Below are 24,230 nucleotides of genomic sequence, written 5' to 3'. Positions count from 1 at the left end.
CGCGGAGACACAAAACCTTGCTGATTGTTTTCAGGAGATTTGAATCATGAGTACTGCATTTTCCCTCGCGCCACTGTTCCGTTCCTCGGTAGGTTTCGATCGTTTCAACGACCTGTTCGAAACCGCCCTGCGTAACGAGCCAGGCAGCAGCTACCCACCCTACAACGTCGAAAAACACGGTGATGACCAATACCGCATCGTCGTTGCGGCCGCCGGTTTCCAGGAAGAAGACCTGGACCTGCAAGTCGAGAAGGGTGTGCTGACTATCAGTGGCGGCAAGCGCGACACTGACGAAAGCGTCACGTTCTTGCATCAAGGCATCGCCCAGCGAGCCTTCAAGCTGTCGTTCCGTCTGGCCGATCACATCGAGATCAAGGACGCTGCGCTGCGCAACGGTCTGCTGAGCATCGACCTGCTCCGTGTGATCCCGGAAGAAGCGAAAGCCAAGCGCATCCCGATCAATGGAGCGCAGCAGCCTGTCCTGCAATAACCCCAGGGCAACAAAAAGGGCGCCAGTGATGGCGCCCTTTTTTGTGTCCGCTATTCGAGCAGTTTTTTCAGATCCTCCAACCCCACCGGCCGGCTGTGCAGATAGCCCTGATACAAATGGCAGTCCAGCCCCTGCAAAAACGCCAGTTGGGCCGACGTCTCCACGCCTTCGGCAATGACTTCCAGCTCGAGGCTGCGGGCCATCGCGACAATTGCGCGAATGATCTCCGCGACATTGGAGTCGGTGGTCGCATCGCGGATGAACGACTGATCGATTTTCAGCGTGTCGACCGGCAGGCGTTTCAGGTACGTCAGCGATGAATAACCGGTGCCGAAATCGTCCATGGCGAAGCTCACGCCAAGTTTTTTCAAGCGGCGCATTTTGCTGATGGTGTCGTCCAGATTCTGGATGACGATGCCTTCGGTGATTTCCAGTTTCAGCAGCGAACACGGCAGGCCGTGGCTGGTCATGCTGTGTTCGATGCGTTCGACGAAATCGTTCTGGCGGAACTGCCGCGGGCTGATGTTCACGCACAGGCTGAAGTTGAACGGGTCGACGAGTTTCAGCGCGATCAGTTGTTTGAAGGCGTTGCAGGCTTCATCGAGAATCCAGGTGCCGACTTCAAGGATCAGGCCGCTGTCTTCCAGCACCTTGATGAACTCGGTGGGCGATTGCGCGCCGAGTTCGGGATGGTTCCAGCGCACCAGGGCTTCGGCGCCGATGATGCGGTTGTCGCGGGCATCGACTTGCGGCTGGAAGTGCACGTTGAACTCGCCGCGGGACAGCGCCAGACGCAGGTCGGTCTCCATGCGCAGGCGTTCGCTGGCCGCCTTCTGCATGGTGTTGTGGTACATCTGCGTGGTGTTGCGCCCGGAATCCTTGGCCCGGTACAGGGCGATGTCGGCGCGTTTGAGCAGGTCGGTCGGGGTCGAACCGTGATCGGGAATCAAAGCCACGCCGATGCTCGGCGTCACTTGCAGGCGTTGGCCGTCGAGGAACATCGGCTCCGAGAGCAGTTCGCGAATGGTGTCGGCCAGCGCGCGCACTTGCTCGCTGACTTCACTGCGCGAACCTTCGAGGCCGCTGAGCAACACCACGAATTCGTCGCCACCGAGGCGCGCCACGGTGTCTTCCATGCGCACGCTGGCTTCGAGCCGTGCGGTGATGATTTTCAGCACGGTGTCGCCGACCGGGTGGCCGAGGGAATCGTTGATGTGTTTGAAGTGATCGAGATCGAGAAACAGCAAGGCGCCACGCAGATTGTGGCGCTTGAGCAGAGCGATCTGCTGACTCAGGCGATCCATCAGCAGCGCGCGGTTCGGCAGGTTGGTCAGCGGGTCGTGATAGGCCAAATGACGGATCTGCGCTTCGGCGTTCTTCAGCAGGCTGACGTCGCGCGCCGTAAGCAGCAGGCACGCGGTTTCGTTAAGGGTGATCGGTTCGACCGAAACCTCTACCGTGAGCAATTCGCCGCGCTTGTTGCGCCCGAGCATTTCCTGATGATGCACGCGGCCCTTGATCTGCAGTTCGGCGAGTAGCGTCGAGCGCTGTTTTTCTTCGGCCCAGATCCCTACTTGATAAACGGTTTTGCCCACCACTTCGTCGGCGCGGTAGCCGGTGAGGCGACAGAAGCCGTCGTTGACCTCCAGATAACGCCCGGTGTCGCGTTCGGTGATGGTGATGGCGTCGGGGCTGGAGTGAAATGCCTTGGCGAACTTTTCTTCACTGGCCTTCAGCGCCGCTTCCGAGCGCTGTTGTTGGGTGATGTCACGCAGGGTGGTGACGATGCACGGCTGATCGCCGACGCTGATCTGCCGACTGGAAATCACGCAGGTCAGCGACTGGCCGTCCTTGTGCTGAACCAGAATCGCCACGTTGCTCAGGCCTTGTTCGCGAATGACCCGTTCGATGCGTTGCAGGCTTTTGGCCGAGGCGTCCCATAGGCCGATTTCTTCGGCAGTGTGGCCGATGACGTCGGCGGCGCTCCAGCCAAAGGTCTGGCTGAAGCTGGAGTTGATCTCGATGAATTCCCCGGTTTCCTGGCGCGTGACGCAGATCGGATCAGGGCTGACCTGAAACAGCGTGGCGAATTTCTCTTCCGAAGCCACCAGGCGCTGTTCGCGCTCGACCTGATCGGTGATGTCCAGCAGCGTGCCGGCCATGCGCAGCGGCGCGCCGTTGTCGTCGCGGTAGAGGCGGGCGCGGCTTTCCAGATAGCGCGAGCTGCCGTCGGGCAATTGCACGCGATAGGTCAGTTGATAATTGCCGGCGGGGCCTTCGCGCAGACTGCGGTAGGCGTCGCGCATGGTGTCGCGTTCCTCACCGGGTACCCCTTCGAAAAACTCCTCGAATGATTCATGGAATGGAATCGGCTCCAGCCCGTGCAATTGCGCGGCGCGCGCCGAGCCGTAGAGCATGCCGCTGGGGATGTGCCAGTCCCAGGTGCCGAGTTGCGCCGAGTCCAGCGCCAGGTCGAGGCGTTCCTGGCTGTCCTTCAAGGCCAGTTCGGCGGCTTTGCGTTCGGTGGTGTCGAGGAACGTGCTGAGTAGATAGGGCTGGCCTTCGAGCTCGACTTTCTGCGCGCTGAGGATGCCGTCGTGGACTTGGCCGTTGCTGGCGCGGAACTGCACTTCCATGCTGATCAGTTCGCCCTTGGCCTTGGTTTTTTTCACCAGTTCGGCACGTTGCTTGGGATGCACCCACAAGCCCAGTTCCAGCGTGGTGCGGCCGATGGCGCTTTGCACCGGCCAGCCGAACAGGCTTTCGAAATACTGATTGGCTTCGCTGATCAGACCGTCCTCCTGACGGGTCAGCAGAACCATGTTAGGGCACAGGTGGAAAAGTGTAGCGAAACGTTTCTCCGAGCTGCTCAGGGCCTGCTCGCGCTGGCGTTGGTGGGTGATTTCGCGAATCACCCCGATCATTCGGGGCCGGCCGTTCTTGTCCGGCAACAGGCTGCCGCTGATTTCCAGCCAATGCAGACTGCCGTCGGGCCAGCGAATGCGGTGATGCATCGCCTGTTCCAGCGGGGCGCCGGCGATCACCGCGTGGAAGGCGCGCACGGTTTTCGCGCGGTCTTCCGGCGGCAACAGGTCGAGGTATTCCAGATCGGCGGGTAATGGCTGCCGTGGATCAAACCCGAACAATGCCTGAGTGCCCCGCGACCAGCTGATCTGCCCGCGCTCGATGTCCCAATACCAGGCACCGAGCCGCGCGCCGTTGAGCGCGGCGAGCAATTGCGGCGCGCTTTCCCAGCTCTGCTCGGAATGGCGCGGATCAACAGCCTGGATTCGCGGCATCGGCGGAATTCGGTCAACAGATTTCGGCATTGTCAGCGGGCCTTGAGCTGAGTGGCGTTAGGCACAGGGGGCGGCTCTATAGGATTAGCACAAGTCAGGCCGGAGTCCCTGGCCGATCGATTTGTGCATCCAGCAGGGCCATGAAGGCTCTTGCTGCATTCGATAGCGTCCGTTCGGTGTGCAAGATATAGCCTAGCTGGCGAGTGAGCTGTATGCCCGGCAATGCGATGCTTGCCACTTGCTCATCGAGCATGGTGCGCGGCAGCACGCTCCAGGCCAGGCCGATGGAGACCATCATCTTGATGGTTTCCAGGTAGTTGGTGCTCATGGCGATGTTCGGCGTCAGGCCCTGGGCTTCGAACAAACGCTGGACGATGTGATGGGTAAACGTATTGCCACCGGGGAAAACCGCCGGATGGCCGGCAATGTCCGCCAGGCTGGCGGCGCCATTGTTGATCAGCGAGTGCTCCGGGGCCACGACGAAATCCAGCGGGTCGTCCCACACCGGCGTGGCTTTGACCAGGGTGTGCGGCTCCGGCGCCAGGGTGATGACCGCCAGTTCCGCGCGGCCGTGGAGAATTTCCTCGTAGGCCACTTCCGAATCGAGGAACTGAATATCCAGCGCAACCTGTGGGTAGCGGCGAGTGAACTCCCTTAATAGAGGAGGCAAGCGGTGCAGGCCGATGTGGTGACTGGTGGCCAGGGTCAGGCGACCGCTGACTTCCCCGGTCAGGTTGGTCAGGGCGCGGCGGGTGTCGTCGAGCACATTGAGAATCTGATAAGCCCGTGGCAGCAGGGCGCGGCCAGCCTCGGTCAGGCCCACTTCACGTCCCAGGCGATCGAACAGGCGCACCTTTAATTGCTGCTCAAGCCCGGCAATGCGCTTGCTGATCGCCGGTTGGGTCAGGTGCAGGCGTTCGCCTGCGCCGGAGAAGCTGCCGGTCTCGGCGATGGCAATAAACGCATTGAGGTTAGCCAGGTCCATGTCGCATTCCAGTTGGTTATCCAAAGCATGAAAAATATGAATTTGAGTTATTTAATCTAACCCCATAGGATCGGCCTCACAAGCCAAAGGGTCATTGATAAGCCCAGGGCATAGAAACAAGCTGATGAGGAACCGTCTGATGGCCGGCAAAACGCTCTACGACAAGCTCTGGGATTCGCATTTGGTCAAGCAGCGCGACGATGGCTCGGCGCTGATCTATATCGATCGTCACATCATTCACGAAGTGACTTCGCCGCAAGCCTTCGAAGGCCTGCGTCTGGCCGGGCGCAAGCCTTGGCGCATCGACGCCAACATCGCCACCCCGGACCACAACGTACCGACCACCCCGGAGCGCAAGGGCGGCATCGAAGCCATTGCCGACCAGGTTTCGCGTTTGCAGGTACAGACCCTCGACGACAACTGCGATGAATACGGCATTGTCGAGTTCAAGATGAACGACGTGCGCCAGGGCATCGTCCACGTCATCAGCCCGGAGCAGGGCGCGACCTTGCCGGGCATGACCGTGGTCTGCGGCGACTCGCACACCTCGACCCATGGCGCATTCGGTGCATTGGCCCACGGCATCGGCACTTCCGAGGTCGAGCACGTGCTCGCCACGCAATGCCTGGTGGCGAAGAAAATGAAAAACATGCTGGTGCGCGTCGAAGGCCAACTGCCGTTCGGCGTGACCGCCAAGGACATCGTCCTCGCCGTGATCGGCAAGATCGGCACCGCCGGCGGTAACGGCCATGCCATCGAATTTGCCGGCAGCGCGATCCGCGATCTGTCCGTCGAAGGCCGCATGACCATCTGCAACATGTCCATCGAAGCCGGCGCCCGTGTCGGCCTGGTGGCGGCGGATCAGAAGACCATCGATTACGTCAAAGGTCGTCCATTCGCGCCGAAGGGCGAGCAGTGGGACATGGCCGTCGAAGCCTGGAAAGATCTGGTTTCCGACGTTGATGCCAAATTCGACACCGTGGTCGAGTTGGACGCCGCGCAGATCAAGCCGCAAGTCAGCTGGGGCACTTCCCCGGAAATGGTTTTGGCTGTTGATCAGAACGTGCCGGACCCGGCGAAGGAAATGGATCTGGTCAAGCGCGACTCAATCGTCCGCGCCCTGAAATACATGGGTTTGACCGCCAATCAGGCGATCACCGACATTCAGCTTGATCGCGTGTTCATCGGTTCCTGCACCAACTCGCGCATCGAAGACTTGCGCGCGGCTGCGGTCATCGCCAAGGGTCGCAAGGTCGCCTCGACCATCAAGCAGGCGATCGTCGTGCCGGGCTCGGGTCTGGTCAAGGCGCAGGCCGAAGCCGAAGGGCTGGACAAGATTTTCCTCGAGGCCGGTTTCGAATGGCGCGAGCCGGGTTGCTCGATGTGCCTGGCGATGAACCCGGACCGTTTGGAGTCCGGCGAGCATTGCGCCTCGACTTCCAACCGCAACTTCGAAGGCCGTCAGGGCGCCGGTGGCCGTACCCACCTCGTCAGCCCGGCCATGGCGGCGGCAGCAGCGGTGAACGGCCGTTTCATCGACGTTCGTGAATTGATCCAAGGAGCACAGTAAAGATGAAGGCATTTACTCAGCACACTGGTCTTGTCGCGCCTCTGGATCGTGCCAACGTCGATACCGATCAGATCATTCCCAAGCAGTTCTTGAAGTCGATCAAGCGCACCGGTTTTGGTCCGAACCTGTTCGACGAGTGGCGTTATCTGGATGTTGGCCAGCCGTATCAGGACAACTCCAAGCGCCCGTTGAACAAGGATTTCGTCCTCAACGCCGAGCGTTATCAGGGGGCCAGCGTGCTGCTCGCCCGCGAGAACTTCGGCTGCGGTTCGAGCCGTGAACACGCGCCGTGGGCGCTGGAAGAGTATGGTTTTCGCAGCATCATCGCGCCCAGTTATGCCGACATCTTCTTCAACAACAGTTTCAAGAACGGCCTGCTGCCGATCATCCTCAGCGATGCAGAAGTTGATGAACTGTTTAAGCAGGTTGAAGCCGAGCCGGGTTATCAATTGCGGATCGATCTGCAAGCGCAGACCGTGACCCGCCCGGATGGCAAAATCTACAGCTTCGAGATCGACGCGTTTCGCAAGCATTGCCTGCTCAATGGTCTGGACGATATCGGCCTGACCCTGCAGGACGGCGATGCGATTGCGACGTTCGAGGCGAAGCATCGGGTTAGCCAGCCGTGGTTGTTTCGCGACGCCTGATTTGCGTATGGCGAATGGCGCTAGCGCGAGCAGGCTCACTCCTACATTTGAAATGCGTTCCCCTGTAGGAGTGAGCCTGCTCGCGATGGGGCCCTCCAAAGCAACACAAAATTGAACAGGATGTCCCCATGACCAGCACCACCCAGCACTCCCAGGTCGTCCAGACACAATTCGGCGAACAGGCCGCCGCTTACCTGAGCAGCGCCGTTCACGCCCAAGGCAGTGAATTCGCACTGCTGCAGGCCGAGCTGGCCGGGCAGGGCGCGGCACGGGTGCTGGATCTGGGTTGTGGCGCCGGGCATGTCAGTTTTCATGTCGCACCGCTGGTCAAGGAGGTTGTGGCTTACGACCTGTCGCAGCAAATGCTTGATGTGGTTGCCGGCGCTGCCGTCGATCGCGGCTTGAGCAATATCGTCACGGTCAATGGCGCTGCCGAGCGCTTGCCGTTCGCCGAGGGCGAGTTCGATTTTGTGTTCAGCCGCTATTCGGCGCATCACTGGAGCGACCTCGGTCTGGCCCTGCGCGAGGTGCGCCGGGTGCTCAAGCCGGGCGGGGTGGCGGCGTTCGTCGATGTGTTGTCACCGGGCAGTCCCTTGTTCGACACTTACCTGCAAAGCGTTGAAGTACTGCGCGATACCAGTCATGTCCGCGACTACTCCGCTGCCGAGTGGCTGCGCCAGGTCAGCGAGGCCGGTCTGCATGTGCGCAGCACCTCGCGCCAGCGCCTGCGTCTGGAGTACAACAGCTGGGTCGAGCGCATGCGCACGCCTGAAGTGCTGCGCGCGGCGATTCGCCAGTTGCAGCAGTCGATGGGCAGCGAAGTGCGTGAATATTTTGAAATTGATGCCGACGGCTCGTTCAGTACCGATGTGATCGTACTGATGGCTGAGCGATAAGCATTTTTCCGGGCGCGCCGTTCAGTGGCGCACCGCTTGAAGACACGAGGAAAGCATGAGCAAGCAGATTTTGATTCTCCCGGGTGACGGTATTGGTCCGGAAATCATGGCCGAAGCGGTCAAGGTGCTGGAACTGGCCAATGACAAGTACAGCCTGGGCTTCGAGCTGAGCCACGACGTCATCGGTGGCGCGGCCATCGACAAGCACGGCGTGCCGCTGGCCGACGAAACCCTCGATCGCGCCCGTGCTGCCGATGCCGTGCTGCTGGGCGCGGTCGGTGGTCCGAAATGGGACACCATCGAGCGTGACATCCGCCCCGAGCGCGGTCTGCTGAAAATCCGTGCGCAACTGGGTCTGTTCGGCAACCTGCGCCCGGCAATCCTGTATCCGCAACTGGCCGACGCGTCGAGCCTGAAACCGGAAATCGTCGCCGGCCTGGACATTCTCATCGTCCGTGAGCTGACCGGCGGCATCTACTTCGGCGCGCCGCGTGGCACCCGTACGCTGGACAACGGCGAGCGTCAGTCCTACGACACGCTGCCGTACAGCGAAAGCGAAATCCGCCGCATCGCCCGTGTCGGTTTCGACATGGCCATGGTCCGTGGCAAGAAGCTCTGCTCGGTGGACAAGGCCAACGTCCTGGCGTCCAGCCAGTTGTGGCGTGAAGTGGTAGAGCAGGTTGCAAAGGATTACCCGGAAGTCGAACTGAGCCACATGTACGTCGACAACGCCGCCATGCAACTGGTGCGTGCGCCGAAGCAGTTCGACGTGATCGTCACCGACAACCTGTTCGGCGATATCCTCTCCGACGAAGCGTCGATGCTCACCGGTTCGATCGGCATGCTGCCGTCGGCTTCGCTGGATTCCAACAACAAGGGCATGTACGAGCCGTGCCACGGTTCGGCCCCGGACATTGCCGGTAAAGGCATTGCCAACCCGCTGGCGACGATCCTGTCGGTGTCGATGATGCTGCGTTACAGCTTCAATCTGCACGATGCTGCCGATGCCATCGAAAAAGCCGTCAGCGTCGTGCTCGATCAGGGCTTGCGCACCGGCGACATTCATTCCGCCGGTTGTACCAAAGTCGGTACGCAGGAAATGGGCGACGCAGTAGTCGCCGCGCTGCGGAATCTGTAATCTCTCGGGCCCGCTGCGAAATTCAATACAAAGCAGCGGCCCACTTTTCAAGAAGGTGTAGTTGCGATGAAACGTGTAGGTCTGATCGGTTGGCGCGGGATGGTCGGTTCCGTGCTCATGCAGCGGATGCTGGAAGAGCAGGATTTCGATCTTATCGAGCCGGTGTTTTTCACCACGTCCAATGTCGGTGGCCAAGGCCCGTCCGTGGGCAAGGACATTGCTCCGCTCAAGGACGCTTACAGCATTGACGAGCTGAAGACCCTCGACGTGATCCTGACCTGCCAGGGCGGCGACTACACCAGCGAAGTATTCCCCAAGCTGCGCGAAGCCGGCTGGCAGGGTTACTGGATCGATGCGGCGTCGAGCCTGCGCATGAACGATGACGCGGTGATCATTCTTGACCCGGTCAACCGCAAGGTCATTGACCAGCAGCTGGACGCGGGTACCAAGAACTACATCGGCGGCAACTGCACCGTCAGCCTGATGCTGATGGGCCTGGGCGGTCTGTTCGAAGCCGGTCTGGTCGAGTGGATGAGCGCCATGACCTATCAGGCGGCCTCCGGTGCCGGCGCGCAGAACATGCGTGAACTGATCAAGCAGATGGGCGCGACCCATGCCGCTGTTGCCGATCAACTGGCCGACCCGGCCAGCGCGATTCTCGACATCGACCGTCGCGTGGCCGAAGCCATGCGCAGTGATGCGTACCCGACGGAAAACTTCGGCGTACCGCTGGCCGGCAGCCTGATCCCGTGGATCGACAAGGAACTGCCGAACGGCCAGAGCCGCGAAGAATGGAAGGCCCAGGCCGAGACCAACAAGATCCTCGGTCGCTTCAAGAGCCCGATCCCGGTCGACGGCATCTGCGTGCGCATCGGTGCCATGCGCTGCCATAGCCAGGCATTGACCATCAAGCTGAACAAAGACGTGCCGATCGCCGACATCGAAGGGCTGATCAGCCAGCACAACCCTTGGGTCAAACTGGTGCCGAACCAGCGCGAGATCAGCATGCAGGAGCTGAGCCCGACCAAGGTCACCGGCACCCTGAACGTCCCGGTCGGCCGTCTGCGCAAGCTGAACATGGGTTCGCAATTCGTTGGTGCCTTCACCGTCGGCGACCAGCTGCTGTGGGGCGCGGCTGAACCGCTGCGCCGCATGCTGCGGATTCTGCTGGAGCGTTGATCGCTTGAGGCGATGAAAGAGCCCGCGCCTTGCAAGAGGTGCGGGTTTTTTTATGCCTGAAGATGCGGTGCCTTGCCTGGCATCTCCGCGAGCAGGCTCGCTCCCACCTTTGAAATGCATTCTCCCTGTGGGAGCGAGCCTGCTCGCGAAGAAGGCGTTACAGGCACCCCCGAATTGCCTGCATGGCAGTCAGCCGGTAAAGTGCCGCTCCCCACGTTTTGCCAGAGGTAGCTCCATGACCCAGACTTTCGATATCGCCGTTATCGGCGCCACTGGTACTGTCGGCGAAACCCTCGTACAGATTCTCGAAGAGCGCGACTTTCCGGTCGGCAACCTGCACCTGTTGGCCAGCAGTGAATCGGCTGGCAGTTCGGTGCTGTTCCGCAACAAGAACGTGCGCGTGCGTGAGGTCGACGAGTTCGATTTCAGCAAGGTCAGACTGGTGTTCTTCGCCGCCGGCGCTGCGGTGTCCCTGAGCTACGCGGCGCGCGCCCACGCCGCCGGTTGCTCGTTGATCGACCTGTCCGGCGCCTTGCCGGCGGATCAGGCGCCGCAGGTGGTGCCGGAGGCCAATGCCGAAGTCCTCGCCAGTCTGAAAAGCCCATTCCAGGTCAGCAGCCCGAGCCCGTCGGCCACGACCCTTGCGGTGGTGTTGGCGCCGCTGCTCGATCTGATCGACCTGCAATACGTCAACGTCACCGCCAATCTGGCGGTTTCTGCGCAAGGTCGTGAGGCGGTCACCGAACTCGCGCGGCAGACCGCCGAGCTTCTGAACATGCGTCCGCTGGAGCCGACGTTCTTTGATCGGCAGATGGCGTTCAACCTGCTGGCCCAGGTCGGCACGCCGGATGCGCAGGGCCATACGCTGCTGGAAAAACGTCTGGTACGTGAGCTGCGGCAGGTACTGACGAAACCTTTATTGAAGATTTCTGCCACTTGCGTTCAAGCCCCGGTGTTTTTTGGCGATAGCTTTAGCGTGACCTTGCAGTCAGCAAGTGCTGTTGACCTGGAAAAGGTCAACGCAGCGCTCGAAGCTGCGCCGGGCATCGAGCTGGTTGATGCCGGCGATTATCCGACCGCTGTCGGCGATGCAGTGGGGCAGGACGTGGTCTATGTCGGGCGCGTGCGCAGCGGCGTCGACGACCCGGCGGAACTAAATCTTTGGCTGACGTCAGATAACGTACGCAAAGGCGCGGCGCTCAATGCCGTGCAACTGGCTGAGTTGTTGATAAAAGACCTGCTGTAAAAGATACTTGGCAACAATTTGTCGACTGATTCTAGGTGCGCGCTATGCTTGCCCGAAGCGATCGATGACGAGTCACTCTCCGGGACTTTCCGGGGCAGCACAGAAATGATCGCGCGCGGCGACTTCCGTCGTCGCGCGCAATGCCTTACGGCAGCGGTATTCAAAAGCTTCTCGCTGGCCGAGGAACGTTCAAACAAAGGATGAGGCTATGGTTCAAGTTCGCAAACTGGTGTTAGCAATAGCGGCCGCCTCGGCGCTGTCCTCCGGTATGGCGCATGCCCTCGGGCTCGGGGAGCTGACCCTGAAGTCGACCCTGAACCAGCCGTTGGTGGCTGAAATCGAGCTGCTCGACGTCAAGGATCTCACCGCCGCCGAGGTGGTGCCGAGCCTGGCTTCACCCGAAGATTTCGCCAAGGCCGGCGTCGACCGCCAGGCGTTTCTCAATGATCTGACCTTCACCCCGGTGCTCAACGCCAACGGCAAAAGCGTGTTGCGCGTCACCTCGAGCCAACCGTTGTCGGAACCGATGGTGAAGTTCCTCGTGCAAGTGATGTGGCCCAATGGCCGCTTGCTGCGTGATTACAGCGTGCTGCTGGATCCGTCGAAGTTCTCGCCGCAGACCGCTGACGCTGCCGCGCAACCGGCGCCGTCGCAGACCATCACCGCACCAACCACTGGCGCCACCCATCGCAATCAATACACCACCACACCGCGCGACACCCTGTGGGAAATCGCCGCGAAGGCGCGCAATGGCGGCTCGGTGCAGCAGACCATGCTGGCGATTCAGGCACTCAATCCGAATGCCTTTATCGACGGCAACATCAACCGTCTGAAAACCGGTCAGGTGCTGCGTCTGCCGGACTCGGTGCAAAGCACGGCGCTGCCACAGTCTGCGGCCATCGCTGAAGTGGCGGCGCAGAACGAAGCCTGGCGTCAGGGCCGTCGTTACGTGGCCAAGCCAGGCACCGGTCAGCAGCAACTCGACGCAACCAATCGCGGCCGTGGCAACACGGGGGCTGCGCCCAATACCCAGGACAACCTGAGCCTGGTCTCGGCGGAAAACGCCAAGCCCGGCGCGAAAGGCCCGGCAGGTGATGCCAAGGCGCTGAGCAACAAACTGGCGATCACTCAGGAAAACCTCGACACGACCCGTCGTGACAACGAGGAACTGAAAAGCCGCATGGCTGATCTGCAAAGTCAGCTGGACAAGCTGCAGAAGCTGATTGAGCTGAAGAACAATCAATTGGCGAAGATGCAGGCTGATGGCACCGGTGTCGCGCCGGGCGCAGCGGCTGGCGCCAACGGTGCTGTGCCGCCGGTGCCGGCGATTACCGCCGAACTGGCCGCGACTCCCCCGGCGACTCCGGCGGACGCCGCAGCGACTTCGCCCACCCCGGAGTCGGCGATTGCGCCGCCAGCGGAAACGCCAGTGGAGCCGGTTGTAGAACCGGTGGTCGAAACCACACCGGCTGCTGCTGACGATGACAAGGCCTTCAACGACCTGCTGACCAATCCGATCCTGCTCGGCCTGATCGGCGGCGGTGCGGTGGTTCTGCTGCTTCTGTTGTTGCTGCTGGCGCGCCGTCGCAAAGCCCAGCAGGAAGCTGAAAAGCATCTGCGCATGGCCCGCGCCCTGGCTGAAGAACAAGAGTTTTCCGCCGAGCATGATTTGCCGGAAAGCAGCTTCTCTGGCCTGGAAACTCCCGCGGCGAGCGTCAAGCTCAACACGCCTGCTCCGGCACCTGCGCCAACGCCCGCACCGGTTGTCACTCCGGTGGTGATGGCTGCGCCGATCGCCGCGCCTCTGGTGGCCCCGGCCGGCGAGCGCTCGGATGACGTGCTCGACAAGGCGCAATCGCACATCAATGCCGGTCGCCTGAATCAGGCCGCCGCGCTGCTGGAAGAGGGTGTCAGCCTCGAGCCGGAACGCAGCGATCTGCGCCTGAAACTGATGGAAGTCTACGGTCAGCAGGGCGACCGCGATGCGTTCGTCGCGCAAGAGCGTCAACTGGTGGCCAATGGCGATAACTTCGCCAAGGTCGAAGCACTGAAAAGCCGCTTCCCGGCCATGGCCGTGGTCGCTGCCGGTGGGCTGGCGGCGGCCGCCGTTGCTGCCGAACTGGATGCGCAATACGTCAAGGATCTGTTGCAGGACGAGCCGCAAACGCCTGAGCCTGCGACTGACGATCTGGACACGGCGTTCGATTTGAGCCTGGATGATCTCGACAACATCACTCCGGTCGACCCTGCACCAGTGGTTGAGCCAGAAGCGCCGGTCGAGCTGGATGAGTTCCCGGCTGAAGACGATCTGAGCTTCGCCTCGGTGCTGCAAGAGCAGACCGAGATGAAAGACAATCTCGACGATCTGTCGGACTTCGATCTGGACATGGATCTTGGCGCCGAACCATCGCCTGCCACTTTGGCTGAAGATGACTTCCTGCTGGATCTGGACGAGGGCGTGAAAGATTTGCCTGCGGTCGAGACGCCGGCAGTCGCTGAGGTGCCGCAGGATGATCTGGAGTTGCCAGCCGATTTCGACCTGTCACTGGCCGACGAAATGGACACCAATCCAGCCGCCGAGCCTGATGCGTTCGCGGCCGAACTGGACGACGTCAATGCCGAGCTCGATCGCCTGTCGCAAAGCATGGCCGAACCGACCTTTACCGAAGCGGACGCAGCGTTGGGCGATGACTTGGGCGAAGATGATTTCGACTTCCTCGCCGGTACCGACGAAGCGGCGACCAAACTCGATCTGGCCCAGGCTTACATCGACATGGGCGACGCCGACGGTGCGCGTGACATCCTCAACGAAGTGTTGACCGAGGGTGACGAGAAGCAGCGGGGCGAGGCGAAGGAAATGCTTTCCAACCTGGTCTGAGTTCAGCAACAAACAAAAACGGCAGCCCGGTGAGGCTGCCGTTTTTTTTTGTGCCCGTTTCTGCGGTGTTCAGAAAATCGCTATCGCGAGCAGGCTCACTCCTACAGTTGAAATGCGTACCCCTTGTAGGAGTGAGCCTGCTCGCGATTGGGGCCGAACTGGCAACAGAGAGCTCTGGCATCCCCGGCCCGCCGCCTTATAATGCCCGCCTTTGCAAATCAGCAGGCTGTCCCACCTTGGCAAACATAGATAACCCGGTCGCCGAAATGGCGCCCGACGGCTTTTACCGCGTCGCGCTGGGCGTTGAGTACAAAGGCTCGCGCTACAGCGGCTGGCAGCGGCAGTTGACCGGCGTGGCGACGGTGCAGGAAGAGCTTGAAAAAGCCTTGTCGAAAGTCGCCGATTCGCCGGTATCCCTGCAATGCGCCGGGCGTACCGACGCTGGCGTGCATGCCTGCGGCCAGGTAGTGCACTTCGACACTCAGGTTGATCGCTCGCTGAAAGCCTGGGTCATGGGTGCCAACATCAATCTGCCCCACGATATCAGCGTCAGTTGGGCGAGGGTCATGCCCGCGCATTTTCACGCCCGCTTCAAAGCCATCGCCCGGCGTTATCGCTATGTGATCTACAACGATCAGATTCGCCCGGCGCACCTCAACGAAGAAATCACCTGGAACCACCGTCCGCTCGACGTAGAACGCATGGCCGAGGCCGCGCAGTACCTGATTGGTACCCACGATTTCAGCGCGTTCCGGGCTGGTCAGTGCCAGGCCAAGTCGCCGATCAAGAAGATGCATCACCTGCGCGTAACCCGTCACGGCAAGATGATCGTGCTCGATATTCGTGCCAATGCGTTCCTGCACCACATGGTGCGCAATATTGCCGGTGTGCTGATGACCATCGGTGCCGGTGAGCGTCCGGTGGAGTGGATGAAGGAAGTGCTGGAAAGTCGCGAGCGTCGCTCCGGCGGGGTCACGGCGCATCCCTACGGGTTGTATCTGGTGCAGGTCGAGTATCACGACGAATTTCCGTTGCCCGAGCGCTTTATCGGTCCACATTTCCTTACGGGTTTCTCCGAACTTGACGGCTGACGCCCTCGAACGCTTTTGTTACCATCCGGGACGTTTTCGGATTTTGCCTTGAGGTTTTCCTGACATGTCAGCCGTTCGCAGCAAGATCTGCGGCATTACCCGCATCGAAGATGCGCTGGCCGCCGTCGAAGCCGGTGCCGACGCGATCGGCCTGGTGTTTTACGCCAAGAGTCCGCGGGCGGTGAACGTGCAGCAGGCGCGGGCGATCATCCAGGCACTGCCGCCGTTCGTTACCACCGTGGGGCTGTTCGTCAATGCCAGCCGTTGCGAGCTCGGAGAAATCCTCGATGCGGTGCCGCTGGATCTGCTGCAGTTCCATGGCGACGAAAGCGCGCAGGAGTGCGAAGGCTGGCATCGTCCGTACATCAAAGCGCTGCGGGTCAAGGCGGGTGATGACATTGCTGCTGCCTGCGATGCCTTTCCCGGCGCCAGTGGCGTGCTGCTCGACACCTATGTCGAAGGGGTGCCCGGTGGAACCGGCGAGGCGTTTGACTGGTCACTGATTCCGCAACGCCTGAGCAAACCGCTGATTCTGGCCGGTGGCCTGACACCGGAGAACGTTGCCGACGCGGTGGCACGGGTCAAGCCCTACGCGGTGGATGTCAGCGGCGGGGTAGAGGCGAGCAAAGGCATCAAGGATCACCACAAGATTCGCGCATTCATCAACGCGGTGCGCGGCAATACATCGTCGATGTGACGGCTGGCAGTCTGCCGCCGTCCATCAATGCACTTGCACAAAGCAGGCGCGGCTGAGGGTTGCTGAATCGTATGCGAGTCATGTTTCGCGCTGACCGCGACCGTTCCCCAATCATCGCCACACACATGAATTTAGCTCAAGGGCATACGCGGGGCTGCGAACCAGAGCGTTCGGGCCGCCGGTACTGGAGAAAGAAAGCATGAGCAACTGGTTAGTAGACAAACTGATCCCTTCGATCATGCGCTCGGAGGTCAAGAAGAGCTCGGTGCCTGAAGGTCTGTGGCACAAATGCCCGTCCTGCGAGGCGGTGTTGTACCGTCCAGAGCTGGAAAAGACCCTGGACGTTTGCCCCAAGTGCAACCATCACATGCGCATCGGCGCACGTGCGCGTATCGACATTTTTCTCGATCCGGAAGGCCGCAACGAACTGGGCGCCGATCTGGAGCCGGTTGACCGCCTGAAATTCCGCGACGGCAAGAAGTACAAGGATCGTCTGGTTGCCGCGCAGAAGCAGACCGGCGAAAAAGACGCGCTGATCTCGGTCAGCGGTACCTTGCTGGGCATGCCGGTGGTGGTTTCGGCATTCGAATTCAACTTCATGGGCGGTTCCATGGGCGCCATCGTCGGTGAGCGCTTCGTTCGCGCTGCCAACTACGCCCTGGAAAACCGCTGCCCGATGATCTGCTTCGCCGCTTCCGGTGGTGCGCGCATGCAGGAAGCGCTGATCTCGCTGATGCAGATGGCCAAGACTTCGGCCGTGCTGGCGCGTCTGCGTGAAGAAGGCATTCCGTTCATCTCCGTATTGACCGACCCGGTCTACGGCGGTGTTTCTGCCAGTCTGGCGATGCTCGGCGATGTCATCGTTGGCGAGCCGAAGGCCCTGATCGGCTTCGCCGGCCCGCGTGTGATCGAGCAGACCGTGCGCGAGAAACTGCCGGAAGGCTTCCAGCGCAGCGAATTCCTGCTGGAGCACGGCGCGATCGACATGATCATTCACCGTCAGGAGCTGCGCCCGCGTCTGGGTAACCTGCTGGCGCAGATGACCGGCAAGCCGACGCCGAAGTTCGTTGCCGCGCCGATCGAGCCGATCGTGGTGCCGCCGGTGCCTGCCAACGTATGACCCAGCGCACCCTTGGTGAATGGCTCGCCTACCTCGAGCAGTTGCATCCGTCGGCCATCGACATGGGCCTGGAGCGTTCGCAACAGGTCGCGTCCCGCATGGGGCTGGGCCAGCCTGCACCTCGGGTGATTACAGTCACCGGCACCAACGGCAAAGGTTCGACCTGTGCGTTCGTGGCTTCGTTGCTGCGCGCGCAGGGCCTGAGCGTTGGGGTCTACAATTCTCCGCACCTGCTGCGTTACAACGAGCGGGTGCAGCTCAACGGCGTCGAAGCCACTGACGCCCAGCTGTGCGAAGCCTTTGCTGCGGTCGAGGCTGGCCGCGGCGACACTTCTCTGACCTACTTCGAAATGGGCACCCTGGCGGCGTTCTGGCTGTTCCAGCAGTCCGCGCTTGACGCTGTGGTGCTTGAGGTGGGGCTGGGCGGACGTCTGGATACCGTCAATGTAGTCGATGCCGATATCGCACTGGTCACCAGCATTGGCGTCGATCACGCCGATTATCTGGGCGATACCCGCGAATCCGTGGCTTTCGAAAAGGCCGGCATCTTCCGGCAAGGGAAACCGGCCCTGTGTGGCGATCTGAATCCCCCGCAACCACTGCTGGATAAGGCCCGCGAGCTGGCTTGCCCGTTTTTCCTGCGTGGACGCGATTTCGATCTCGGCATCACCGAGCAGCATTGGCAGTGGCGCGGTAGCGATGCACAGGGCCAAGTGGTCGAACTGCGCGACTTGCCACTGCTTGATCTGCCGATGGAAAACGCCGCGCTGGCGCTGCAAGCCTATCTGCTGACGGGGTTGCCATGGAATGCCGAACAAATTGTCGCTGCATTGCGGGCGACGCGCGTGGTCGGACGCCTTGATCGTCGTTCATTCGAGTGGAATGGCAAGCGTCTGAATCTGTTGCTGGACGTCGGTCACAACCCGCATGCCGCCGAATACCTTGCGCGGCGTCTGGCCGCACGGCCGCCGGTTGGCAAGCGCCTGGCGGTGTTCGGCCTGCTGGCTGACAAGGATCTCGATGGTGTTGTTGGCGAATTGAATGCTAGTGTCGCGCATTGGGCTGTCGCGCCGCTGGATTCGCCACGCGCGCGCCCGGTCGCAGAGTTGCAGGCAGCGCTGCAGAACCTTGGCGCTGCGGTCGCGTCCTACGACAGCATCGCCGCTGCTCTGGAAGGCCAGTGCGCGGTAGCGACCAGTGACGACGAGATTCTGTTGTTCGGATCATTTTATTGTGTCGCCGAGGCCCTTGAATGGCTGGCCCGGCGCTCCACGGAGGAAGCGGCAAATGGCTTTGCTGGATAAAGCGTACAAGCAGCGCATGGTGGGCGCGCTGGTGCTGGTGGCGCTGGCGGTGATCTTCCTGCCGATGCTGTTTTCCCGCCAGGACGAGCAGCGTCAGGTGACGGTCGAGGCCCCGGCGGCGCCGCAAGCTCCGACGATGCCGCAAGTGCAAATGGATCCGGTCGCCGTGCCTGAACCGCAAGCCCTGCCGCAAGAGCCGGTGCCGACGGACGAAGAAGTCGCTGAAGAAGCCGCCCCGGCTGCTCCGGCAGCCCCGGCTGCGCCAGCACCGACCATCCCTGCGCAGATTGCCCGCCCGGCAACGCCGCCACCGGTGGCCAAGCCGATCCCGGCGCCGGCCCAGCCGATCACCTCGGCAACGAGCAAGCCCGATACCACGCAGAGCCGCGTCGATGCCAACGGTCTGTCGGTGAGCTGGTCGGTGCAGCTGGCCAGTCTGTCGAGCCGCGCCAGCGCCGAAAGCCTGCAGAAAAACCTGCGCAGCCAGGGCTACAACGCCTATATCCGTTCGGCTGATGGCAAGAATCGGGTGTTCGTCGGTCCGCTGATCGAGCGTGCCGAAGCCGATCGCTTGCGCGATCTGCTGAGTCGCCAGCAGAACCTCAAAGGCTTCGTTGTCCGTTTTCAGCCTGAACGTGGCTGAAATCTATCACCTCGATTGAAAACCACTGACAATCGCAGCTTACCGACAGCCATGCGCTCTGCTAAAATGCGCCGCCTTATCCGTCTGTAGGCTGCACTGTGCCATTTACCTGGGTTGACTGGGCGATCGTTGCAATCATCGCCATCTCCGCTTTGATCAGTCTGAGCCGCGGCTTCGTAAAAGAAGCTTTATCGCTGCTGACCTGGATCATCGCAGGAGCGGTTGCCTGGATGTTTGGTGGCTCACTGTCCGAGTACTTCGCCGGATACATCGAAACCCCATCGGCTCGCGTGATCGCGGGCTGTGCCATCATGTTTGTCGCCACACTGATCGTGGGCGCAATGATCAATTATCTTATCGGCGAGTTGGTTCGCGTCACCGGGTTGTCCGGAACCGATCGATTCCTCGGCATGGCCTTCGGTGCAGCGCGTGGCGTGTTGCTGGTGGTCGTGGCGGTCGGGCTGTTGAGCCTGGGGCCGGTACAGCAGGACGGGTGGTGGAAAGAATCACAGCTCGTGCCCAAGTTTCTATTGGTCGCCGACTGGTCCAAGAACCTGATATTGGGGTGGAGCAGTCAGTGGCTTGCCAGCGGAATCAGCGTACCCGCTGAGATTCCGTTCAAGGAGCAGCTCTTGCCGACGGCGAAAACGCCTCAGTGAGTGTTGTTCAGTTCAGATCCATTAAGTAGGGGTTGCGTCGCATGTGTGGCATCGTCGGTATCGTCGGTAAGTCGAACGTCAATCAGGCGCTGTATGACGCGCTAACCGTGCTCCAGCACCGCGGCCAGGACGCTGCCGGTATCGTGACCAGCCATGATGGCCGGTTGTTCCTGCGCAAGGATAATGGCCTGGTGCGTGACGTGTTCCAGCAGCGTCACATGCAGCGTCTGGTCGGCCACATGGGTATCGGCCACGTCCGTTACCCGACTGCCGGCAGCTCGACGTCGGCCGAAGCCCAGCCGTTCTACGTCAACTCGCCGTACGGCATCACCCTGGCGCACAACGGTAACCTGACCAACGTTGAACAGTTGGCCAAAGAGATCTACGAATCCGATCTGCGTCACGTCAACACCAGTTCCGACTCGGAAGTGCTGCTCAACGTGTTCGCCCACGAGCTGGCCCAGCGCGGCAAACTGCAGCCGACCGAAGAGGACGTTTTCGCCGCCGTGACCGACGTGCACAACCGTTGCGTCGGCGGTTACGCCGTTGTGGCGATGATCACCGGTTACGGCATCGTCGGTTTCCGCGACCCGCACGGCATTCGTCCAATCGTGTTCGGCCAGCGTCACACTGACGAAGGCGTGGAGTACATGATTGCCTCGGAAAGCGTTTCGCTGGACGTGCTCGGTTTTACCCTGATCCGCGACCTCGCACCGGGCGAAGCGGTGTACATCACCGAAGACGGCAAACTGCACACCCGTCAGTGCGCGTCCAATCCGTCGCTGACCCCGTGCATTTTCGAACACGTCTACCTGGCGCGTCCGGACTCGATCATCGACGGCGTATCGGTGTACAAGGCGCGTCTGCGCATGGGCGAGAAACTCGCCGAAAAGATCCTGCGCGAGCGTCCTGAGCACGACATCGACGTGGTCATCCCGATTCCCGATACCAGCCGTACCGCGGCGCTGGAACTGGCCAATCACCTGGGCGTGAAGTTCCGTGAAGGCTTCGTCAAGAACCGTTACATCGGTCGTACCTTCATCATGCCCGGCCAGGCTGCGCGCAAGAAATCGGTACGCCAGAAGCTCAATGCCATCGAGCTGGAGTTCCGCGGCAAGAACGTGATGCTGGTCGACGACTCGATCGTACGCGGCACCACCTGCAAGCAGATCATCCAGATGGCTCGCGAAGCCGGTGCGAAGAACGTCTATTTCTGCTCGGCGGCACCCGCGGTGCGCTTCCCGAACGTCTACGGTATCGATATGCCGAGCGCTCACGAACTGATCGCGCACAACCGTTCGACCCAGGACGTGGCTGATCTCATCGGCGCCGACTGGCTGATCTATCAGGACTTGCCTGACTTGATCGAAGCGGTCGGCGGCGGCAAGATCAAGATCGAAAACTTCGATTGCGCGGTATTCGATGGCAAGTACGTGACCGGTGATGTCGACGAGGCTTACCTGGACAAGATCGAACAGGCGCGCAACGATGCCTCGAAGGTCAAGACCCAGGCAGTCAGTGCGATCATCGATCTGTACAACAACTGAGTTTCCACCGGCCCTGAGGGGCCGGTTTTGTATCTGACATTTTTTCGAGAACACAGCAAGGAGAGACAGCATGAGTCAGGAATGGGATGCCGGTCGGCTGGACAGCGACCTCGAAGGCGTAGCGTTCGATACCCTGGCCGTCCGTGCCGGTCAGCACCGCACGCCGGAAGGCGAGCACGGTGATCCGATGTTCTTCACCTCCAGCTACGTGTTCCGCACCGCTGCCGATGCGGCGGCGCGGTTTGCCGGCGAAGTGCCGGGCAACGTTTATTCGCGTTACACCAACCCGACCGTGCGCGCGTTCGAAGAGCGCATCGCCGCGCTGGAGGGCGCCGAGCAAGCCGTCGCCACGGCAACCGGCATGGCCGCGATCATGGCGGTGGTGATGAGTCTGTGCAGTGCTGGCGATCATGTGCTGGTGTCGCGCAGTGTGTTCGGCTCGACCATCAGTCTGTTCGAAAAGTATTTCAAGCGCTTCGGCGTCGAAGTTGATTACGTGCCGCTGGCCGATCTGTCGGCCTGGGATGCGGCGATCAAATCCAACACCAGACTGCTTTTCGTCGAGTCGCCGTCCAACCCGTTGGCCGAGCTGGTAGATATCGCCGCGCTGGCAGAAATCGCCCATGCCAAGGACGCGCAACTGGTGGTCGACAATTGCTTCTGCACCCCGGCGCTGCAACAGCCGCTGAAGCTCGGCGCGGACATTGTCGTGCACTCGGCGACCAAGTTCATCGACGGTCAGGGCCGTTGCATGGGCGGCGTTGTCGCCGGTCGCGGCGAACAGATGAAGGAAGTGGTCGGTTTCCTGCGGACCGCCGGGCCGACCCTCAGCCCGTTCAACGCGTGGATCTTCCTCAAGGGTCTCGAGACGCTGAACCTGCGCATGAAAGCTCACTGCGCCAACGCCCAGGCGCTGGCCGAATGGCTGGAGCAGCAGGACGGCATCGAGAAAGTCCATTACGCCGGTCTCAAGAGCCATCCGCAGCACGAGTTGGCTCAGCGCCAGCAGAAGGGCTTCGGTGCCGTGGTCAGCTTCGAGGTCAAGGGCGGCAAAGAGGGCGCGTGGCGCTTTATCGATTCCACGCGGTTGATTTCGATCACTGCCAACCTCGGCGACAGCAAAACCACTATCACCCATCCGAGCACCACCTCCCACGGCCGTCTGGCGCCCCAGGAGCGTGAAGCGGCAGGCATTCGCGACAGCCTTATCCGCGTCGCGGTCGGTCTGGAGGATGTGGCTGACCTGCAAGCTGATCTGGCGCGCGGTCTGGCGGCGTTGTGATCGAGTTGTCCACACCGGCGGCCAATACCCATGGCCGCGTGGCGCTGGTCACTGGCGCTGCGCGCGGCATCGGCCTCGGAATTGCCGCCTGGCTGATCAGCGAAGGCTGGCAGGTGGTGCTGACCGATCTCGATCGGGCGCGTGGTTCGAAAGTGGCGAAGGTGCTCGGCGAGAACGCCTGGTTCATCGCCATGGACGTCGCAGACGAAAATCAGGTCGCGCTGGGCGTGGCCGAGGTGCTGGGGCAGTTCGGTCGCCTGGATGCGCTGGTCTGCAACGCAGCGGTGGCCGATCCGCACAACATCACCCTGGAAAGCCTTGATCTTGCCTATTGGAATCGGGTGCTGGCGGTGAACCTGAGCGGGCCGATGTTGCTCGCCAAGCACTGTGCGCCCTATCTGCGTGCGCACAACGGTTCGATCGTCAATCTGGCCTCGACCCGCGCCGCGCAGTCGGAACCGGATACCGAGGCTTACGCTGCAAGCAAGGGCGGGTTGCTGGCGCTGACCCATGCGCTGGCAATCAGCCTCGGGCCGGAAATTCGTGTGAATGCTGTCAGCCCGGGCTGGATCGATGCGCGTGATCCCTCGGTGCGTCGCGCCGAACCATTGGCCGACGCCGATCATGCTCAGCATCCGGCGGGCAGGGTGGGAACCGTCGAGGACGTGGCGGCGATGGTCGCTTGGCTGCTGTCGCGCAATGCCGGGTTTGTCACCGGGCAGGAATTCGTCGTCGATGGCGGTATGACGAAAAAGATGATCTACAGCGAATAACAAGCGAAGCCGCGTCCTGTGGGAGCGAGCCTGCTCGCGAATGCGGTCTATGGGTCGATGGCTTCTTCAGGAATGAAGCAATTTTGTCTTTTTCAGAAAAACTCCAATCCTGCTATTGACTTAGCTTCGCCACCTGCGTAAATTTCGCGGCCTCGGAGATGCAAACGGGTGATTAGCTCAGCTGGGAGAGCGTCTGCCTTACAAGCAGAATGTCGGCGGTTCGATCCCGTCATCACCCACCACTCCCGAGAAGCTTGCGCAAGCAAGAGAGTAGGCTGAAAGTGCCTGCACCGACGCGCAGCGGTAGTTCAGTCGGTTAGAATACCGGCCTGTCACGCCGGGGGTCGCGGGTTCGAGTCCCGTCCGCTGCGCCATATTTTACGAGTCAGATTTATCTGATTCGCGATTGCCAGGCACCGAAGCCTGCGATCAACACGAGTTACTTGAGCGCAAGCTCAAAGCGATACGCAGCGGTAGTTCAGTCGGTTAGAATACCGGCCTGTCACGCCGGGGGTCGCGGGTTCGAGTCCCGTCCGCTGCGCCATATCTGCCTCAAGGACCACTGAACGCCTTGAAGCGCCGAAACCAGCCACAGGCTGAATCGGATCGATAGCAAAGACCCTGGTCGAAAGACCGGGGTTTTTTGTGTCTGAAATTTGGCTATTCCCCTCTCGAACTCCTGCACAAATCCTTCTGTAGGAGTGAGCCTGCTCGCGATAGCTATATTCCAGTCGCCGGTATCCGCAACTGATACACCGCCATCGCGAGCAGGCTCACGCCTACAAG

At 61.1% G+C, this 24,230-nt stretch carries 19 protein-coding genes and 3 tRNA genes; 20 read left to right on the top strand and 2 right to left on the bottom strand.

Annotated features, from left to right (window positions below):
- Nucleotides 1-46 precede the first annotated feature (46 nt).
- The gene (locus DCO47_RS07190) at nucleotides 47-490 is read left to right on the top strand and encodes an Hsp20 family protein (protein ID WP_039762036.1); all 444 of its coding nucleotides are present in this window, start codon (nucleotides 47-49) and stop codon (nucleotides 488-490) included.
- A 50-nt stretch (nucleotides 491-540) separates the two neighbouring features.
- Here DCO47_RS07190 and DCO47_RS07185 read toward each other — a convergent pair whose 3' ends face one another.
- Nucleotides 541-3,819, bottom strand: coding sequence for a PAS domain S-box protein (locus DCO47_RS07185; protein WP_116657801.1), 3,279 nt, complete (start codon nucleotides 3,817-3,819; stop codon nucleotides 541-543).
- A gap of 64 nt (nucleotides 3,820-3,883) precedes the next feature.
- On the bottom strand, nucleotides 3,884-4,774 hold the full coding sequence (locus DCO47_RS07180) for a LysR family transcriptional regulator (protein WP_116657800.1): 891 nt from the start codon (nucleotides 4,772-4,774) through the stop codon (nucleotides 3,884-3,886).
- 139 nt (nucleotides 4,775-4,913) lie between these two features.
- On the opposite strand from DCO47_RS07180, the gene leuC reads away from it, so the two are divergent.
- The 19 genes from leuC to DCO47_RS07085 all read left to right on the top strand — a co-directional run bounded on the left by leuC (nucleotide 4,914) and on the right by DCO47_RS07085 (nucleotide 23,988).
- Complete coding sequence (gene leuC, locus DCO47_RS07175; protein WP_116657799.1) at nucleotides 4,914-6,344, top strand: 3-isopropylmalate dehydratase large subunit; 1,431 nt, start codon at nucleotides 4,914-4,916, stop codon at nucleotides 6,342-6,344.
- A 2-nt stretch (nucleotides 6,345-6,346) separates the two neighbouring features.
- Nucleotides 6,347-6,991: a 3-isopropylmalate dehydratase small subunit gene (leuD, locus tag DCO47_RS07170; protein WP_116657798.1), complete on the top strand. Its 645-nt coding sequence runs from the start codon at nucleotides 6,347-6,349 to the stop codon at nucleotides 6,989-6,991.
- Nucleotides 6,992-7,119: 128 nt separating this feature from the next.
- Nucleotides 7,120-7,887, top strand: a complete 768-nt coding sequence (locus DCO47_RS07165) for a class I SAM-dependent methyltransferase (RefSeq protein WP_065615010.1) — start codon at nucleotides 7,120-7,122, stop codon at nucleotides 7,885-7,887.
- 55 nt (nucleotides 7,888-7,942) lie between these two features.
- The gene (gene leuB / locus DCO47_RS07160; protein WP_042609427.1) at nucleotides 7,943-9,025 is read left to right on the top strand and encodes a 3-isopropylmalate dehydrogenase; all 1,083 of its coding nucleotides are present in this window, start codon (nucleotides 7,943-7,945) and stop codon (nucleotides 9,023-9,025) included.
- A gap of 66 nt (nucleotides 9,026-9,091) precedes the next feature.
- Nucleotides 9,092-10,204 (top strand): aspartate-semialdehyde dehydrogenase, encoded by a 1,113-nt coding sequence (asd, locus tag DCO47_RS07155; RefSeq protein ID WP_064363920.1) that lies wholly within the window; start codon nucleotides 9,092-9,094, stop codon nucleotides 10,202-10,204.
- Nucleotides 10,205-10,439: 235 nt separating this feature from the next.
- The gene (locus tag DCO47_RS07150; RefSeq protein ID WP_116657797.1) at nucleotides 10,440-11,450 is read left to right on the top strand and encodes an aspartate-semialdehyde dehydrogenase; all 1,011 of its coding nucleotides are present in this window, start codon (nucleotides 10,440-10,442) and stop codon (nucleotides 11,448-11,450) included.
- A 208-nt stretch (nucleotides 11,451-11,658) separates the two neighbouring features.
- Nucleotides 11,659-14,328, top strand: coding sequence for a FimV/HubP family polar landmark protein (locus DCO47_RS07145; RefSeq protein WP_116657796.1), 2,670 nt, complete (start codon nucleotides 11,659-11,661; stop codon nucleotides 14,326-14,328).
- A 266-nt stretch (nucleotides 14,329-14,594) separates the two neighbouring features.
- Nucleotides 14,595-15,419, top strand: coding sequence for a tRNA pseudouridine(38-40) synthase TruA (gene truA / locus DCO47_RS07140; RefSeq protein ID WP_042609431.1), 825 nt, complete (start codon nucleotides 14,595-14,597; stop codon nucleotides 15,417-15,419).
- Nucleotides 15,420-15,483: 64 nt separating this feature from the next.
- Nucleotides 15,484-16,116, top strand: a complete 633-nt coding sequence (locus tag DCO47_RS07135) for a phosphoribosylanthranilate isomerase (protein WP_116657794.1) — start codon at nucleotides 15,484-15,486, stop codon at nucleotides 16,114-16,116.
- Between the two features lie 199 nt (nucleotides 16,117-16,315).
- Entirely contained in the window at nucleotides 16,316-17,236 is a 921-nt protein-coding gene (gene accD, locus DCO47_RS07130) for an acetyl-CoA carboxylase, carboxyltransferase subunit beta (RefSeq protein ID WP_016773939.1), read from the top strand.
- A complete protein-coding gene (gene folC / locus DCO47_RS07125) occupies nucleotides 17,233-18,540 on the top strand; it encodes a bifunctional tetrahydrofolate synthase/dihydrofolate synthase (protein ID WP_116657793.1) in 1,308 nt (435 codons plus the stop codon). Before accD ends, folC begins: the two co-directional genes overlap by 4 nt.
- Nucleotides 18,524-19,183, top strand: a complete 660-nt coding sequence (locus DCO47_RS07120) for an SPOR domain-containing protein (RefSeq protein WP_064363925.1) — start codon at nucleotides 18,524-18,526, stop codon at nucleotides 19,181-19,183. Before folC ends, DCO47_RS07120 begins: the two co-directional genes overlap by 17 nt.
- 98 nt (nucleotides 19,184-19,281) lie before the next feature.
- Complete coding sequence (locus tag DCO47_RS07115) at nucleotides 19,282-19,842, top strand: CvpA family protein (RefSeq protein WP_116657792.1); 561 nt, start codon at nucleotides 19,282-19,284, stop codon at nucleotides 19,840-19,842.
- Between the two features lie 41 nt (nucleotides 19,843-19,883).
- Nucleotides 19,884-21,389: an amidophosphoribosyltransferase gene (purF, locus tag DCO47_RS07110; protein ID WP_116657791.1), complete on the top strand. Its 1,506-nt coding sequence runs from the start codon at nucleotides 19,884-19,886 to the stop codon at nucleotides 21,387-21,389.
- Between the two features lie 70 nt (nucleotides 21,390-21,459).
- Entirely contained in the window at nucleotides 21,460-22,671 is a 1,212-nt protein-coding gene (locus DCO47_RS07105) for an O-succinylhomoserine sulfhydrylase (RefSeq protein WP_116657790.1), read from the top strand.
- Entirely contained in the window at nucleotides 22,668-23,444 is a 777-nt protein-coding gene (locus DCO47_RS07100) for an SDR family oxidoreductase (protein ID WP_065615016.1), read from the top strand. Before DCO47_RS07105 ends, DCO47_RS07100 begins: the two co-directional genes overlap by 4 nt.
- A 166-nt stretch (nucleotides 23,445-23,610) precedes the next feature.
- Nucleotides 23,611-23,686: transfer RNA gene (locus DCO47_RS07095), tRNA-Val, on the top strand.
- 55 nt (nucleotides 23,687-23,741) lie between these two features.
- Nucleotides 23,742-23,818: transfer RNA gene (locus DCO47_RS07090), tRNA-Asp, on the top strand.
- Between the two features lie 93 nt (nucleotides 23,819-23,911).
- Nucleotides 23,912-23,988: transfer RNA gene (locus tag DCO47_RS07085), tRNA-Asp, on the top strand.
- Nucleotides 23,989-24,230 lie beyond the last annotated feature (242 nt).

It is taken from the genome of Pseudomonas sp. NDM (assembly GCF_003105095.1).
Classification (GTDB): Bacteria; Pseudomonadota; Gammaproteobacteria; order Pseudomonadales; family Pseudomonadaceae; genus Aquipseudomonas; species Aquipseudomonas moraviensis_A.
The sequence above is the reverse complement of the archived record's forward strand: the minus strand, read 5'-3'. Positions and strand labels throughout refer to the sequence as shown.